Origin of the sequence: Arthrobacter sp. ISL-65, from assembly GCF_018613795.1 — a bacterium.
GTDB lineage: Bacteria > Actinomycetota > Actinomycetes > Actinomycetales > Micrococcaceae > Arthrobacter.
The window spans coordinates 1-14560 of sequence record NZ_JAGGPN010000024.1; the positions used below are offsets into that span (position 1 = coordinate 1).

General features: G+C 64.1%; 16 protein-coding genes. 3 read left to right on the top strand and 13 right to left on the bottom strand.

Annotated features, from left to right (window positions below):
* From J7I85_RS10990 to J7I85_RS25005, 3 genes are all read right to left on the bottom strand, one after another.
* Positions 1-503, bottom strand: a 503-nt coding sequence (locus tag J7I85_RS10990; protein ID WP_214851778.1) for a pirin family protein, incomplete at its 3' end; no start/stop codon positions are given.
* Positions 500-1021 carry a carboxymuconolactone decarboxylase family protein gene (locus tag J7I85_RS10995; protein ID WP_214851781.1) on the bottom strand — a complete coding sequence of 174 codons (522 nt, stop codon included), beginning with the start codon at positions 1019-1021 and terminating at the stop codon, positions 500-502. The genes J7I85_RS10990 and J7I85_RS10995, both read right to left, overlap by 4 nt.
* Before the next feature lie 159 nt (positions 1022-1180).
* Positions 1181-1426, bottom strand: a complete 246-nt coding sequence (locus tag J7I85_RS25005; RefSeq protein WP_308159451.1) for a hypothetical protein — start codon at positions 1424-1426, stop codon at positions 1181-1183.
* A 43-nt stretch (positions 1427-1469) separates the two neighbouring features.
* Here J7I85_RS25005 and J7I85_RS25010 point away from each other — a divergent pair, with 43 nt between their 5' ends.
* A complete protein-coding gene (locus J7I85_RS25010; RefSeq protein ID WP_251024239.1) occupies positions 1470-1775 on the top strand; it encodes a hypothetical protein in 306 nt (101 codons plus the stop codon).
* Here J7I85_RS25010 and J7I85_RS11005 read toward each other — a convergent pair.
* Positions 1772-2743 (bottom strand): ring-cleaving dioxygenase, encoded by a 972-nt coding sequence (locus J7I85_RS11005; RefSeq protein WP_214851783.1) that lies wholly within the window; start codon positions 2741-2743, stop codon positions 1772-1774. The genes J7I85_RS25010 and J7I85_RS11005 overlap by 4 nt on opposite strands.
* A 168-nt stretch (positions 2744-2911) precedes the next feature.
* Positions 2912-3454 carry a YceI family protein gene (locus J7I85_RS11010; protein ID WP_214851785.1) on the bottom strand — a complete coding sequence of 181 codons (543 nt, stop codon included), beginning with the start codon at positions 3452-3454 and terminating at the stop codon, positions 2912-2914.
* A 176-nt stretch (positions 3455-3630) separates the two neighbouring features.
* On the opposite strand from J7I85_RS11010, the gene J7I85_RS11015 reads away from it, so the two are divergent.
* Complete coding sequence (locus tag J7I85_RS11015) at positions 3631-4758, top strand: maleylacetate reductase (RefSeq protein ID WP_214851787.1); 1128 nt, start codon at positions 3631-3633, stop codon at positions 4756-4758.
* A 212-nt stretch (positions 4759-4970) separates the two neighbouring features.
* Here the strand turns inward: J7I85_RS11015 and J7I85_RS11020 are convergent, their stop codons facing one another.
* The 8 genes from J7I85_RS11020 to J7I85_RS11055 all read right to left on the bottom strand — a co-directional run bounded on the left by J7I85_RS11020 (position 4971) and on the right by J7I85_RS11055 (position 12772).
* A complete protein-coding gene (locus tag J7I85_RS11020) occupies positions 4971-6140 on the bottom strand; it encodes an acetyl-CoA C-acyltransferase (RefSeq protein WP_214851794.1) in 1170 nt (389 codons plus the stop codon).
* The gene (locus tag J7I85_RS11025) at positions 6137-6898 is read right to left on the bottom strand and encodes a CoA transferase subunit B (protein WP_251024237.1); all 762 of its coding nucleotides are present in this window, start codon (positions 6896-6898) and stop codon (positions 6137-6139) included. Before J7I85_RS11025 ends, J7I85_RS11020 begins: the two co-directional genes overlap by 4 nt.
* Before the next feature lie 29 nt (positions 6899-6927).
* The gene (locus tag J7I85_RS11030) at positions 6928-7659 is read right to left on the bottom strand and encodes a CoA transferase subunit A (RefSeq protein ID WP_214851796.1); all 732 of its coding nucleotides are present in this window, start codon (positions 7657-7659) and stop codon (positions 6928-6930) included.
* A gap of 656 nt (positions 7660-8315) precedes the next feature.
* The gene (locus J7I85_RS11035; RefSeq protein WP_214851798.1) at positions 8316-8459 is read right to left on the bottom strand and encodes a hypothetical protein; all 144 of its coding nucleotides are present in this window, start codon (positions 8457-8459) and stop codon (positions 8316-8318) included.
* Between the two features lie 126 nt (positions 8460-8585).
* A complete protein-coding gene (locus J7I85_RS11040) occupies positions 8586-8822 on the bottom strand; it encodes a hypothetical protein (RefSeq protein ID WP_214851800.1) in 237 nt (78 codons plus the stop codon).
* A gap of 235 nt (positions 8823-9057) precedes the next feature.
* The gene (locus tag J7I85_RS11045; protein WP_214851801.1) at positions 9058-9984 is read right to left on the bottom strand and encodes a VOC family protein; all 927 of its coding nucleotides are present in this window, start codon (positions 9982-9984) and stop codon (positions 9058-9060) included.
* An 86-nt stretch (positions 9985-10070) separates the two neighbouring features.
* The gene (locus J7I85_RS11050) at positions 10071-10928 is read right to left on the bottom strand and encodes a fumarylacetoacetate hydrolase family protein (protein ID WP_214851802.1); all 858 of its coding nucleotides are present in this window, start codon (positions 10926-10928) and stop codon (positions 10071-10073) included.
* 62 nt (positions 10929-10990) lie between these two features.
* On the bottom strand, positions 10991-12772 hold the full coding sequence (locus J7I85_RS11055; protein WP_214851803.1) for an FAD-dependent monooxygenase: 1782 nt from the start codon (positions 12770-12772) through the stop codon (positions 10991-10993).
* A 197-nt stretch (positions 12773-12969) separates the two neighbouring features.
* Between J7I85_RS11055 and J7I85_RS11060 the strand changes: the two genes are divergently transcribed.
* The gene (locus J7I85_RS11060) at positions 12970-13671 is read left to right on the top strand and encodes a GntR family transcriptional regulator (protein WP_214851804.1); all 702 of its coding nucleotides are present in this window, start codon (positions 12970-12972) and stop codon (positions 13669-13671) included.
* Positions 13672-14560 lie beyond the last annotated feature (889 nt).

Consider the following 14560-nt stretch of genomic DNA (forward strand, 5'->3'; position numbering starts at 1 on the left):
CGCAGTTCGGTGCCGTCGCCCGGGACAGGTTCCGGGGCGTAGTGCTCAAAGGTTGGGGCCATGTTCCTGGCGGTGTCGGGTAGGGCATACCAGAGCTGGGCCCCGTGCAGGATGCCGGTGTCAGGCGTGGAGAATTCCTGGTGGGAAATCCCCCGCCCGGCGATCATGAGGTTGACCTCCCCGGGGCGGACGATTGCCTCGTAACCGGCGGAGTCGCGGTGCGCGATCTTGCCGGTGAACAGCCAGCTCACCGTAGCTAGACCGGTGTGGGGGTGGCGCGGGACCCGCATGCCGCCCGAGTCCGGGACGAGGTCCGGGCCGTAGTGGTCCAGGAAGCACCAGGCGCCGATGAGGCTCCGCTGTTTCTGGGGAAGGGTGCGCCGCACGGGCATGGCGCGCGGGCCGCCGAGCGGAACTTCCCGCGGGGTCAGGAACTCAACCCCGTTGGTGCGGGCGCCCTCGGTGCAGATGATCTCTTCGGGGACGGCCTCGAGGTTGCTCATGGCATGGCATCTGCAGACACGTGGGACGCGGCCGACGTCCTGTCACTGGTGCCGCCGGCTTCGGGCCGGGGGCGGACGGGGTGGCCGCTGAGGATGGAGACGCGGTTGAAGGCGTTCATCGCGATCGCGCACCACTGCAGGGCCGAGTACTGCGCCTCGGTCAGCACGGCCCGGGCCGCGGCGAGTTCGGCGAGGAACTTGGGGTCGTCGTGCAGGGCGGTGGCGGCCTCACCGACGGCAAGGGCCGCGCGTTCGGTCTCGCTGAAGACGGCCGTCTCACGCCAGGCGGGCAGCACGGCCAGTTGCTGGGCGCTGGCCCCGGCTTCCCGGGCGACCCGGTCGTGGAGGTCCAGGCAGTACGCGCACCCGTTCAGCTGGGAAACCCGGACATTGAGCAGCTCCACAACGGCACGGCTCAGGCCCGCGGCTTCGGCCGCCGCGGCGACCTTCAGAGCCAGCCCATTGAGGGCTCTCCAGCTGCCGGGATCGGATTTGTCCAGGAAAAACGAGCCAACCATGAAACTCCTTAATAGGACGCTGCACGTCAGTACGGCACTGCGCCTGTATCGGCACCGCACCGATGGCCGGTGCAGCATCTTGGTTCCGCCTGCCTCTGGTTTAGGACCGGCGGGACCAGGATGATCCTTTCAACAACACGGTCTTCGGGGCAACGGGGGCTATCGGTTGCGGCTGAGCCAGTTACGGGCTGCGTCGAGGTCGTGGGGTTCGATGCCGTGCCCGCCGGGGCGCAGTACCTGCTCCACGGTTGCTCCCTGGCGGGTGAGTTCGGCCATGAGCCTGGTGACGCTGGCCAGCGGGGCCATGGGGTCCGTATCGCCGTTGAGGGCAAGGATGCGGCTGCCCGTCAGGGCTGTGGCGCCGGTGCGCTCCCCCAGGGGATACATGCCGGAGAACGCGATCACCCGGTCCAGGGCTTCGGGGTGCAGCAGGGCCGTGGCGAGGGCGATGTTGGCGCCCGGCGTCGATGAAGCCGGCCAGCTCTCGGGAGCGGTCGATGATGTCTTCGACGTCGAAGACTCCTTCGGCGTGCCGGCGGAACCAGCGGAGCATGCCGTGTTCCTGAACCCGGCCGCGGGGGGCGAGGATTCCGGCGTCCGGGTCCAGGGCGCCGGCCAGGGTGGCGATGTCGCGTTCGTTGCTGGCGGTCCCGTGCAGCATGAGCAGCACGGGGGCATCCTCCCGTCCGGGGGTGTAGAGGTGCGGCCAGGTGGTGACCTCGAGGTTGGTTGTGGTCATGTCCGGGGGTCCTAGCGTGCGGCCAGGGCGGGGTTGTTTTCGCCCGGAAGCTGGATGCGGGCCATGGAGCCCTCGATCGCTTCGCGGGAGGGTTCCATCCATGGCGGAAGTTTCAGGGACCGGCCGAGTTCCAGCAGGGGTTCGTCGATGTCGAAGCCGGGGGTGTCGGTGGCGATTTCGAACAGGACCCCGCCGGGTTCACGGAAGTAGATGGAGGTGAAATACTGCCGGTCCAGGATCTCGGTCACGGCGTAGCCGCGTTCGGCCAGGTCCTGGCGCCAGAGCTCCTGGGTGGCGGTGTCCGGGACCCGGAAGGCGATGTGGTGGACGGTGCCGCCGGCGACCAGGCCGGAGGGTCCCCTCGGGTCAGCGACGACGTCGACGATGTTGCCGGCGCCGCCGGCTCCGGCTTCCAGCCGGGTCCGGTCAGCGGTCTCGCCGGTGATGCGCAGGCCCAGGTCCTCGGTCAGCACGCGCAGGGTGCGTTCGGGGTTTTTGACGGTCAGCACCGAGGAGTGCTGGCCGCGGACGGCGTAGTCGGCCGGGACGGACGCCGAATCCCACGGGTCACGGGGGTCGGTAGTTGAGGAGGCGACCAGGTCAAGCTGCAGTCCGTCGGGGTCCCGGAGTGAAAGGCGCTCCTCGTCGGCGGAGACGCGGGAAATGGTGGAGTTCACGCCCAGGGCGTTGAAGTGGTTTTGCCACCAGCCCAGGGTTCCGGCGGGGACAGAGAAAGCGGTGGTGGTGGACTGCCCGGCGCCGATCCGGCCCGGGGCCACCTTGCCCCAGGGGAAGAACGTCATCAGCGAACCGGGCCGGCCTGCCTCATCCCCGTAGTACAGGTGGTAGGCCGACGGGGCGTCAAAGTTCACGGTCTTCTTCACCAGCCGCAGCCCGAGGCCCTGAATGTAGAAATCGATGTTGGCCTGCGGGTCCCCGGCGATCGCGGTGACGTGGTGCAGACCGGAAGTGTGTGCGGTCATGATGTTTCCTCCGGGTTCTGTTGGTGTCCCGGTCGACCCTTCCGGCGGCCGGTATGCATGCAAATGCACCTACTTTAAGCGATATTCCCGCCCCGTCTTTTACAAAGTACGGCGGTGGTTCCGGCCGCCCGCGCGGCCAACGCGCGGGCGGCCGGGTCTTGGGGGCCTTTAGTTGGCGGAGAGGACGAAGGCTGCGTCGACGTTGATGGTGACCTTGTCGCCGACAAGGACGCCGCCGGCTTCCAGTGCCGCGTTCCAGGTGATGCCGAACTGCTTGCGGGAGATGACGGTCGTGGCGGAGAACCCGGCGCGGGTGGCACCGAAGGGATCGACGGCAGCGCCGCCGAATTCGACGTCGAATTCCACCGGCAGGGTGGTGTCCTTGATGGTGAATTCGCCGGCGAGTTTGAACTGCCCGGCCGAGCCCCGGGCTCCGGAGGAGCGGAAGGTCATCTTGGGGAACTGCTCGACGTTGAAGAAGTCGGCGCCCTTCACGTGGGCGTCCCGGTTGTCGTCGTTGGAGTCGAAGGATGCGGTGTTGATGGTCGCGCTGACCGAGGACGAGTCGACGCCATCACCGATGACGAGCGTGGCGTCAGCCTCGGTGAACTGGCCGCGGACCTTGCTGATGCCGGCATGGCGGACGACGAAGCCGATTTCGGTGTGGGCCAGGTCAAGGTTCCAGGTGCCGGGGGTGAGTTCAACAGACATTTTTTCCTCCTAGAGATACGGCGGGAAGATCCCTCCGGTACATGCATTTGCATCTATCTTGACGTAGTTTAGTTGAACAGTCAACTGTGACGCTGGGCACGCGCCAGGTCCGGGCCTGGCCGGCAGGTCCGGCCTATACTCGGCCGTGTCATTGCTACGAGCGGGGAGTTCCAGTCATGGGTCTGAATTTTGAGCACACCACCCTGGGCCAGCGGGTGCTGTTCGGCACCGGCAGGGCCGGGGCGAACCTGGCCGCTGAGGTGGCCAGGCTGGGCGCGAAGAGGGTCATGGTCATCTCTTCAGCCTCGGAGGCGAGGCGCTTGGCGGCCGTCACGGACAGCATCAGCGTTGCCCTCCATTACGATGACGTGGCCCCGCACGTACCCGTGAAAAAGGCCGAAAAGGCCAGGGCAGCCGCCTCGGAGAACCGAATCGACCTGCTCGTCTGCGCGGGCGGCGGGTCAACCACGGGCCTGGCCAAGGCAATCGCGCTGACGACGCGCCTGCCGATCATCGCCATCCCGACAACCTATGCCGGCTCCGAAGCGACCAACGTGTGGGGATTGACGGAGGCGTCCCGGAAGACCACGGGCGTCGATGACGCCGTCCTGCCCGTAACGGTCATCTACGATGCCGGGCTCAGCCTGGGCCTGCCGGTGGAACTGTCGGTGGCTTCCGGGCTCAACGCCCTGGCGCACTGCGTCGATTCACTGTGGGGCCCGCGCGCCGACCCGATCAACGCCGCCCTCGCTGCCGAAGGTATCCGCGCACTGAACCTGGCACTGCCGGCCATCAAGGCCCACCCTGTGGAACCGTCCGGGCGTGAACAGGCACTTTACGGGGCGTATCTGGCCGCGGTGGCGTTCGCCTCGGCCGGATCCGGAATGCACCACAAGATCTGCCACGTCCTCGGCGGGGCCTACAACCTCCCCCACGCCCAGACCCACGCCATCATCCTGCCGCACGTACTCGCATACAACGCCCCCTACGCGGCGGGCGCCGAGAGCAGGATCGCCGCCGCATTCGGCTCAGCCCGGGCGCTGGACGGGCTGCACGCCCTGCGGAAAACCCTCGACGCCCCCAAGGCCCTGAAAGACTACGGACTGGCCGAAGAAAACATCCCCGAAGCCGCCCGGCTGATCCTGCCCGCCATCCCGATCTCCAACCCACGCAAAGTCACCGTGGACGACCTTCAGGAACTCCTCCGCCACGCGTACAGCGGAACCGCCCCGAGGCTGGCTCCGGAGGACCTCGGCAGGCGCCTCAGTAAGACCAAACAGAGGTTGAAAACACAAGCCATCTAGCTCTGCAACTCACACCGACGCGGCCTCGATTCTGGCGGAATTAAGTCAAAACCCATCTCCGAGCAGGCTTGGACGACGCGAATTCGATAACGGTCGTATTTGATCTGGACTATCCGCCTGGGCCTACTTCGTCCGTCCGACAGGGGTGGCGCTGTTGGGTGCTTCTTGTCCTTCAACTCGGGATTCATCTGTCTTCAGTCCCGCTGATTGTCCTAGATCGCTCTGAGGATGACGGCTGATCCTTGTCCGCCGCCCCCACATATGCCGGCAGCTCCCAGTTGTCCTGGTCCTAGCTCGGCCAACTGCCGCGCCAGCGTGCCGACAATTCGGGCACCTGAAGCCCCGATGGGATGGCCGAGTGCGACGGCGCCCCCGCGAGTATTGACGATGTCGGGACTGATACCCAGCTTCTGAACCGATCGGATGGCCACGGCTGCGAAGGCTTCATTGATTTCGACGGCGGAGAGATCCTCAAGTTCTGCCTTGATCTGCGTGAGCGCAGCCATGATTGCATTGGCTGGCTGGTCGTGCAGACGAACGTCGGGCCCGGCTACGAAAGCATGTGATTCGATGACGGCGAGGGGCTTCAGGTTCAGTTGCCTGGCTGCGGAATCACTGACCAGTACGAGGGCAGCGGCACCGTCCGTTATTTGGGATGAGTTCCCGGCAGTGATGGTGCCTCCCCCGCCAAAGGCCGGGCGAAGGGAAGAAAGGGGCTCTTCCGTGGTTCCCGGACGCACTCCGTCATCATCGGTGACGAGTGTGGTGCCCTTACGCGAGACCAGTTTGTACGGCTCAATTTCCTCAGCGAGGAAGGCCGCGTGGGTTTCGGCTCTTTGGTGGGATGCTGCAGCCCAGGCGTCCTGACTTGGCCTGTCCAGGGCGTAGTCACTGTTTCCCTCCTCCGTGGACAAACCCATCGAGCGCTGTTCGAATGCGTCTGTCAGCCCGTCGTACTCGAGCGTGTCCAGCGCCTGGATGGAACCGTATTTGTTCCCTGCGCGTGCCGGGAAAACGTGAGGCGCCAGGGACATCGATTCCTGTCCCAGGGCCACGACTACGTCTGCCTCGCCGCTGGAAATCATGCGGGCAGCTGAGACCACTGCTTCCATGCCGGACAGGCACACTGCATTTAGGGTTATGGCCGGGACGCACAACGGGATGCCGGCTGTCACCGATGACTGTCGGGCCGGGTTTTGGCCAGCTCCAGCTTGGAGAACCTGTCCGGCGAAAACATACTGCACGTCTGTCGCCTGCACTCCGGCGCGACTGAGTGCCGCGACGATCGCATGTGCGCCCAGTTCGGTTGCGGGTACTGATGCGAAGCGTCCATTGAACCTGGAGAACGGGGTCCGGGCGTAGCCCGCTATCAAAACACTCATGCCTGTACCGCCTCAGCAGCTCTTGGGGACTGAGCATCCAGCCCAAGGTCCGTAGTAATGGGGGCGCTGGTTACGTCGCGGACGTCCACGTGGGTGCGGCCCGGTGGGATCAGGGATATATCAAATTCCGCTTCGGTCTTGTCATGGATTTCGGCGAGGGTCGTGCCTGGGGCCAGCCGGGTGAGGGTGAGCCGCCGGCGGCCGTTGTCGCTCTTTACCAGGTCAAAAACCGCGAGGTCACTGATGATCCGGTCCACGCAGTTCAGGCCAGTGAGTGGCAGGGTGCATTCGCGGACGATCTTGGCGGTGCCGTCCTTGGCATTGTGTTCGGTGAGGACCACGACGCGTGGTGTGCCGGCCACCAGGTCCATGGCCCCGCCCATGCCCTTGACCATCTTTCCGGGGATGGTCCAGTTGGCCAGGTCCCCGTTGCCGGACACCTGCATCGAGCCCAGGATCGCGACTTTGACGTGTCCGCCGCGAATCATGCCGAACGAGGTGGCGGAGTCGAAGATGCTGCCCCCGGGCAGCACGGTCACGGTCTGCTTGCCGGCGTTAATGAGGTCCGCGTCCTCCTCGCCCTCGAACGGGAACGGCCCCATGCCCAGCAGCCCGTTTTCGCTTTGCAGGACCACGCGCACGCCGTCGGGCAGGTTGTTGGCCACCAGCGTGGGGATGCCGATGCCCAGGTTCACGTAGTCGCCGTCATTGAGTTCTTCGGCCGCGATTGCAGCCATTTCATCCCTGGTCCAGGCCATGGGGGTTCTCCTTCGTAAGTGTGTGGGCCTCAGACGGCCACAGCGCCGGCGTTGAGAAGTTCGCTGCGATGCCGGACGGTGCGCTGCTCAATGTCCTTGAACCGGCCCGTGGCCTGCACGAGTCGCTGCACAAAGACGCCCGGGGTGACGATGTGGTTGGGGTCCAGACGGCCCGGTTCCACGATCACCTCGGCCTCCGCGATGGTTAGCTTGCCGGCGGTGGCAACCACGGGATTGAAGTTCCGGGCTGTGTAGCGGTAGATCAGGTTGCCATCGGTATCGGCGGTGTGGGCGTGGACGAGGGCGACGTCGGCGACGATGGCGCGCTCCCGGACGTACGTTTCGCCGTCGAACACCTCGTGCGGCTTGCCTTCGGCGACCAGTGTGCCCACCCCGGTTTTGGTGTAGAAAGCGGGGATGCCGGCGCCGCCGGCGCGCAGCCGTTCGGCCAGGGTTCCCTGCGGAGTGAACTCCACTTCCAGGTCACCGGCGAGGTACTGGTCGGCGAACAGCTTGTTTTCGCCGACGTAGGAGGCGATGACCTTGCGGACCTGGCCGGCGTCGATCAGGATGCCCAGGCCCTTGCCGTCGACGCCCATGTTGTTGGACACGACGGTCAGGTCCTTCACGCCGGAATCTCGTACGGCCTCGATCAGGTCCGCGGGAATGCCGCTCAAGCCGAAGCCTCCGACGGCAAGCGTCATGCCGTCCCGAAGTACTTCGGTCAGGGCGGTGGCGGCATTGAATTTGAGTTTGGACATCGCATTTCCTTCGTTGTGTTCCCGAAAAATTCTGGGACACCGCTCGGCCGGGAACGGTGACGTACTCAGTGCGCTCTGGAGGGTTTCAGGCCACTTTGGCCCGTAGATGACCCGGAGCAAGCCAGAATTCATATCCTTGGGCTTAGTCGATCAGCGTTCGGCCGAATTGGGCTTCAGCGGCCAGCCGGAGGACGTGCCCGTCTTCAGTGACTGCTTCAACTGTTCCCCTCGAACGAATTCACAGCCCAGATACACGTCCGCTTCGGAGCCGCGCAGCCGCTCCCATTCCAATAGCGGATTGCCGCGAAGCCTGGCGAGTGCTTCGGCCGCTAATCAGGACCTCAGGTATCAGCATGTGAACACCTACGGCATGGGCTGAAAAAATTTGCGGATGAAAGGTCACCTGACAAGGCCCCCGGACCGAGGCACCCGGGTGCTTCAGTCGCTGGTGCGACGGGGCTCGAACCAGGCGCAAGATTGGTTTGACGGTTCCCCGGTGGGGCAGGAAATGGCAGCAGTGTCCTGCTGTGCCCGCCAGGCCGGGACTTATTATCGGCGGTTGAACCTGCGTCAGCGACGTCATTGTTGATACACATCAGGCTTCCTTCCAGTCATGCTGCGTGCCTGAGCTCGGCGACAAGCTCACCTTCGAGGGGCTAGCCCTCTTCTGTCCGGTAGTGGAGTCCGATCCAAGGGGAACACATCAGCTCCTCAGGGTCCTGTTCGGCCCGCCCGGCTCCGGGATCCGGCTTCTCCAATTCCTGCGGCTGTGCGGTGGAACGGTCGATATTTGTGGACATGGCATCTCCTGCGGACGCTGCGCCGCAGCGCAGTCGATTGGGATCTGTTTTCGTGATCGGTGCGGTTGGATGTTTGTCATGGGTTTGGCGGCCCGTGCTGGCACTGGAATTTTGCGGGTGCCTGCGTTAGGTGAGCTTGCGGGTGGGCGGAGCTTCGCGATCCTGAAGGATTCGGGAATCGATGCGCCAGATGTCGAACTTATCGTTGCGGTGGATCATCACCCGTCCCCTTCCGTCCTTTTGGCAAATCCAGATGATGGTGCCGTCTGCGGTGAGGTCATCGACCCAGCCGGTGGCCGTGACACGGCCGGCGCGGCGCAATTCGACGAACTCCTCACGCCAGAGGTACGTCCAGTTCGTCATTAGCAGGGGTCTGCTTCTTGTGGCCGGCTGTGCGTGGACCAAGCTCCGCTGTGAATCCTGGCGCCTTGTGCGAGTTGTCCCGGGTGCTGTCCTGCAAAGCGTGCTGTCTTTTTTCATGCGCTCTTCTTCTTCGATGGCGCGGCCGCTTTCGCGACGTGGGTGGGTAAGGAACGCTTGGTGTAAGTGGGGCCGGACTCGGAGGGCAGGTGACTGTTTTGGGGCCGAGTCTGGCCGGTTAAGCTGAGGCCGGCGCGTGGGTTCCGGTCATGAGGGCGGCGAGGTCGTCCGGTTCCAGGAATGACGGCGGTGGCGGCGGACCCCAGCTGAAGAGGCCCTGGGCGCCTTGGAACGTTTCGGGGGTCCAGATTTCGTCCTCGGGGATGCAGTCCATGTCTGAGTAGTACTCGGAGAAGTTTCCGGCTGGGTCTTTGAGGTACCAGAAAAAGTTGGACCCGGCGTGGTGTCGCCCGAGGCCCCAGATGTGGCGTTCTGGGTTGTTCTCGAGCATGGCTTTCGCGCCCCGTCCGACGTCGTCGATGTCATCGACCTGCCAGGAGGTGTGGTGGAGGAAGTTGACGGGCGCGGCGAGGGCGAGGACGTTGTGGTGGTCGACGGAGCAGCGCATGAACGCGCCCTTGTCGCCGACGTAGTCGCTGACTTTGAATCCGATGCCTTCGGTGAAGAACCGCATGGTGGCTGCGAGGTCGACGGTGCCGATGACGGTGTGGCCGAGTTTGCGGGGTTTGATGCGGGTTTCACGTAGGACGCCGGGTGCCCGGCCCAGGCGGTCGGTCCGGCCGGGTCCGTTGTAGGGAGTTGCAGGGGTCTTCTCCTGGGCGATGCGCGGTGCGACGTGGACGCGGGCGGTGAATCCGGAGATCGGTTCCTGGGCGAGGAGTTCGGAGCCGTTGTGAAAAATCGGGATGCCGAGGCGGTTCATCTGTGCGGTCACTTTGGCGATGTCGTCGTCGTTATCGGCCCCCACGCCGAGTTCGACCAGGCGTCGGGTCGGTGCGTAAACCACCTTAAGTTGTTCGCCGCCATCGCGCGTTCCAAACGAATTGTCCCCGAGAGGGTCCAGGCCGAACTCCTCATAGTAGGCGGCCGTTTCTGCGACGTTGGGAACGCCCATCACCACTCGGGTCAGACGGTGCAAAGACATGGGATTACTCCTTTGTATCCATGGATAAGGCTAGCGCTGATGGGAAGGGCCCCGCTGCCCGGCGGGAGCCGGGCAGCAGGGGGTGTTCACTTGCCGGCAGCGACGAAGGTCTGCGTGATCTCGCCGATGCCTTCGACCCGGGAAATGAGGGTTTCGCCGGGCTGGATGAACCGCTGGGGATCCCGGCCCAGGCCGACGCCGGAGGGTGTGCCGGTAAAGATGATGTCACCTGGCAGGAGTGTCACCGTCTGGGACAGACCCTGGATCAGGGCCGGAACAGAGAAGATCAGTTCGCTGGTGCGGCCCTTCTGGAGCTCTTCACCGTCAAGGCTGCACCCAAGCTCCAGGTCGTCCGGATTGGAGAACTCGTCAGGGGTGACCAGCCAAGGACCCACCGGAGCGAAACCGGGGAAGGATTTGCCCAGCCCGAACTGCGGGGCCGGTCCCCGGAGTTGGGAGACGCGTTCGGAGATGTCCTGACCGATGGAGAGACCGGCCACGTATTCCCAGGCATCGGCCGCGGAGACATTCGAGGCTTCCTTGCCGATGATGGCCACAAGTTCGACTTCCCAGTCCGTGTTCCCGCCCTCGGGCAGGACCACCGTGGTGTCCGGGCCGGTAAGGGCGCTGACGAACTTGGTGAAGACCGGGGGCAGCTGGTCCGGTGCGTCGAATCCTGATTCTTTGGCGTGCGCGCTGTAGTTCAGGCCAATCGCGAAAATCTGGCGTGGGGCCGGTGACGGGGATCCGAGCCGGGAGCGGTCGATTGTTATATCGGCGGCGGAACCGGGCAGGCCCTCCGCCCATGCGGTGAAGGCTTCCCAGTCGTTGTAGAGCGGTGCCAGTTCCGGGCCGAAACGGCCTTCGCTGGCGGCGTGGATGTCCAAGGCCGCCTCATCGGAGGTCAGCAGAACAGCCCGGTTGTTGTGGTTTGCGATACGCAAAGTAACTCCTTGAAAGGGTGTGGTGTCGGCTCGGTGTGCCGCAGCCGGTCAGGAACTGAAGGTCACATCAGTTCTGTGGCCAGCACCTGGCTGAGCGCGGACTTTAGAACGGCTTGGGCGTCGGTTGCGCCGTCAACGGAACGGAAGGCTACGTACCGGTCCGGCCGGACCAGGACCGCGCCGGTGGACGAGATTTCGCGGTGCTTGAGCCAGGAGGCGCGGACGTCGACGTAGTCGCTGTCCAGGACGCCCACGGTTGCGGCCTTGATGGGCAGGTTGTGTTCTGCGGCGATCTTGTTTGCTGCTTCGACCCAGTCGCCGCCGTCTTCTCCGGCGATGAGCAGGAAGTGGCCGCCGTGGACCAGGGTTCCCAGCGGGATCCGCTCGCCTTCGCGTTCGACGAAGGCGTGGGGCATTGGGTGGCCTGGCTTGGTGCTCGGCTCGTAGAGACGTACCGGGTCCAGCGGGACGTACTCGGGGCTGCCGTCATGGACGATGGCCGTGGAGTCATAGGTGTAGCCGAACTCCACGTTGTGGTGGCGGAATTCCATGGTCTGCGACCCGATGGCCTTGTTCAGGGCGTGCCGCTTGTTGTGGGATTCGGGCAGGTCCTCCCAGAGCGGGCGGACCTCGGCCCAGTTCTGTTCCGGCGAATTCTCCGGGGACAGGTTCAGGGCCTTGTCGATGACGAAGTGGTTCATCGCGTTGGCTACGGCGTTGTTGATGTTGTTCTGGTCCACCGGCTTGCGCTCTGCCTCGTAGGTGTCCAGCAGCGGATCGCCGGCCTGTCCGCGAAGTACCGACGCTGCCTTCCAGCACAGGTTGTAGGCGTCATGCACTGCCGAGTTCAGTCCCAGCCCGCCGGTCGGGGGGTGCCGGTGCGCTGCGTCACCGAGGAAGAAGACGGAGCCTTCGCGGAACTTGTCCGAGATGACACCTTCCATGACCCATTGGCTGATGCTGTTGATCTGGGGGTCGAAGTCCGGGACGCCCAGGGTCCCCTTGAGGCGGTCCAGGACCTTCTCCCGTTGCATGGCCTCGGGGTCATCCGTGGCGTACTGCATGTGCACGATCCATTCCTCGGAAGCCGGTCCCCAGTTTTCCGGACCCATGGGAACAAGCACCCCGCTGGACCAGGAACCGCCGAAGTCCGGGTTGACCAGCCAGCGAATAAGGACCTCATCGTCCTTAAGGTAAGCGGAAAGATCTGCGGTGAAGTGCACGGTAACCATGCGCATCAGATCCCGCGGTCCGGTCATGCCGACGCCCAGGATCTTGCCGACCGTCCGGCCGCCGTCGGCGGCGAAAAGGTACTTGGCGCGGACCGTGAAATCTGTGCCGTCGTCCTTGTTGTGGACCGTGGCCACGACACCGTCCTCGTCCTGCACCAGTCCGGTGAGTTCATGGTTGAAGCGGACGTTGCCGGGGTTCAGGGACTCGGCATGAGCCCGCAGGACCGGTTCGAGGCGGATCTGGGGAAGGTTGCAGGTACGGCGGGGGCTTGCCGCAACGTAGTCCGGGTCGGTGTAGCCGCCGCCCCAGACCTCAAGGCGTCCCAGCTCACGGCCGTAGCCGTCGTGGTCGCCGGTGATCCCGGCGTACCAGCCGGTTGCCTTCATGTTCTTGGCGGGAGTGCTGCGCTTGTAAATCTCCGGGGCGACGCCCACTTCGGTGAAGATCTCCATAGTGCGCTGGTTGAGCACGTGGGCCTTCGGCAGGATCGAAGTGTTGGGGAACGCTGTCACCAGAAGCGACTCGATACCGAGGTTCGACAGCGTCATTGAAGCAGTCAAACCTGCTCCGCCACCGCCAACGATGAGGACAGGAACTTGTACATCCGTCATGGAATCTCCTAAGGGCAGTTACTGCTGGACGTGGCCGTAGTCCTCGTTTCCGCTGGCTGCGTTGCCATCCTGGATTCGAGCGGCCGATCTTGGGGTGATCTGCAACACACTCTTCCAGCCATTCATCGATATAGCAAGAAAATATCGATTTTATTTAACTTCGGCGTTTTTCTTTCCTAATCGGGTAGGGTGTTCTCATGACCGCCACCGAGCCCAAGACCCATTCCGAAGGTGTCTACGCCTCCCTGCGGGCCGAACTTCTCGGCGGAACTTTCCTGCCAGGCAGCAAACTCAGGCTTGCCGGCATCGGGACTCGCTACGGCGTAAGTCTTTCGGTGGTCCGGGAGGCCATGACCCGCCTTGCGGGAGAGGGATTGGTACGGGCGCTCCCGCAACGCGGCTTCTGCGTGACTCCTCTCTCGGTGGACGACCTGCTGGACCTGACCCGCGCGCGCGTGCTCATCGAAACATCTGTGCTCCGCGAGTCCATCGGTCAAGGTGGCCTTGAGTGGGAATCCGCCGTGATTGCCGCCCATCACACCCTTCAAGGGACGACGTACACGACAGATGAGGGGCATCTGGGCGGAGCCTGGTCTGCGGCCCACCAGGCCTTCCACCGTGCGCTCCTGACGGGAGCCAAAAGCCCGAGGCTCGAGTCCATCGCGACGGAACTCCGGGACTGTTCCTTGCTGTATCAGCACTGGTCCATTGGCATTGCCCGAGACCTGGACCGCGACGTCGCTGCCGAGCACCGGAACATCGCCGAGCTGGCGGTCGCCAGGGACGCGGAAGGGGCCGTCAAAGCCCTGACGGAACACATCGAACGCACCACCGCAGCCCTTCTGGCGTATGCAGAAGCACAAACGGATCCAGGGCGTGCCGTCGGCATCTCCGCCTGACCGGAACACCGCCTGGTCCGGTACCCGTTCTTCAACAACCTCGAGCGCGCTGCCTGGCCCCGCGACCAGCAGTAAAACACTAACCAGCCGCACGGCCGCTTTCGTTGAGCAGACCGCACTCGCGTACGCCGCTACCGACACCGGTCCGAGTACCTCGGGATCCCCGAAAAACGGGATCACCCGATCGGGCATGTACCGGGCACCTGAGGCCACGCAGCCCGGATGATCCGACGTCCCCTTGATGGCGCAACTGACCAGGCGCAGGCATCTTGCCTCATGAGGGTCGCCACGGGCGGGCTGCGCGGGAAGAACACCGAGGGCGAACACGGTATGTCTGAGCTAGCCGAGCTGTTGTCTGTCGGTCGTTCCATCGTCTACCGCGCAGTTGACCGACCTCTCCCGAAAGCAGGAAAAACGGCCGGCAGCTGACCATGGCACCAAGTCGAAACCGCCATTTAGATCTGCGACTTCACCGCCACTCTCGACTAACAGTCACAAAAATTGGGAGGCTTGCCGGATGGAGGTCAGAAACGGTCGTTTTTGCTTCCTAGTCATCGGGCTCCGCCAGTGAGGATTAGCTGCCTTCGGTGTGTCTCGAAACTAAGGGTTCGTACAGCGCCATCCGGCGGGGTTGCGAGACATAGATTTGAGAATCGGCACCCGCGGAGTAAGTCGCGTGTTTTCATCAGAACCTGAATACCCTCACGACGGAGCTGTTTTGCCAAGCGAGACGTCTCGTATCCCAACGGTTTCGAGACAATTTGGAGTGTAGCGCTTAGGGCACCTTCACCTGCATTTACACCCGAACGGTCGGGGGCGGGCAAGGAATGCATAAGGATGCTCTCAACTTGCCCGCCCCGTGTTACTGGTGTTGCTCTGGCCGTCTCAA

Coding starts and splice junctions, on each gene's coding strand:
- J7I85_RS10995 (WP_214851781.1), bottom strand. CDS start 1,021: ATGGTTGGCTCGTTTTTCCTGGACAAATCCGATCCCGGCAGCTGGAGA.
- J7I85_RS25010 (WP_251024239.1), top strand. CDS start 1,470: ATGTTGGCGCCCGGCGTCGATGAAGCCGGCCAGCTCTCGGGAGCGGTC.
- J7I85_RS11005 (WP_214851783.1), bottom strand. CDS start 2,743: ATGACCGCACACACTTCCGGTCTGCACCACGTCACCGCGATCGCCGGG.
- J7I85_RS11010 (WP_214851785.1), bottom strand. CDS start 3,454: ATGTCTGTTGAACTCACCCCCGGCACCTGGAACCTTGACCTGGCCCAC.
- J7I85_RS11015 (WP_214851787.1), top strand. CDS start 3,631: ATGGGTCTGAATTTTGAGCACACCACCCTGGGCCAGCGGGTGCTGTTC.
- J7I85_RS11020 (WP_214851794.1), bottom strand. CDS start 6,140: ATGAGTGTTTTGATAGCGGGCTACGCCCGGACCCCGTTCTCCAGGTTC.
- J7I85_RS11025 (WP_251024237.1), bottom strand. CDS start 6,898: ATGGCCTGGACCAGGGATGAAATGGCTGCAATCGCGGCCGAAGAACTC.
- J7I85_RS11030 (WP_214851796.1), bottom strand. CDS start 7,659: ATGTCCAAACTCAAATTCAATGCCGCCACCGCCCTGACCGAAGTACTT.
- J7I85_RS11035 (WP_214851798.1), bottom strand. CDS start 8,459: ATGTCCACAAATATCGACCGTTCCACCGCACAGCCGCAGGAATTGGAG.
- J7I85_RS11040 (WP_214851800.1), bottom strand. CDS start 8,822: ATGACGAACTGGACGTACCTCTGGCGTGAGGAGTTCGTCGAATTGCGC.
- J7I85_RS11045 (WP_214851801.1), bottom strand. CDS start 9,984: ATGTCTTTGCACCGTCTGACCCGAGTGGTGATGGGCGTTCCCAACGTC.
- J7I85_RS11055 (WP_214851803.1), bottom strand. CDS start 12,772: ATGACGGATGTACAAGTTCCTGTCCTCATCGTTGGCGGTGGCGGAGCA.
- J7I85_RS11060 (WP_214851804.1), top strand. CDS start 12,970: ATGACCGCCACCGAGCCCAAGACCCATTCCGAAGGTGTCTACGCCTCC.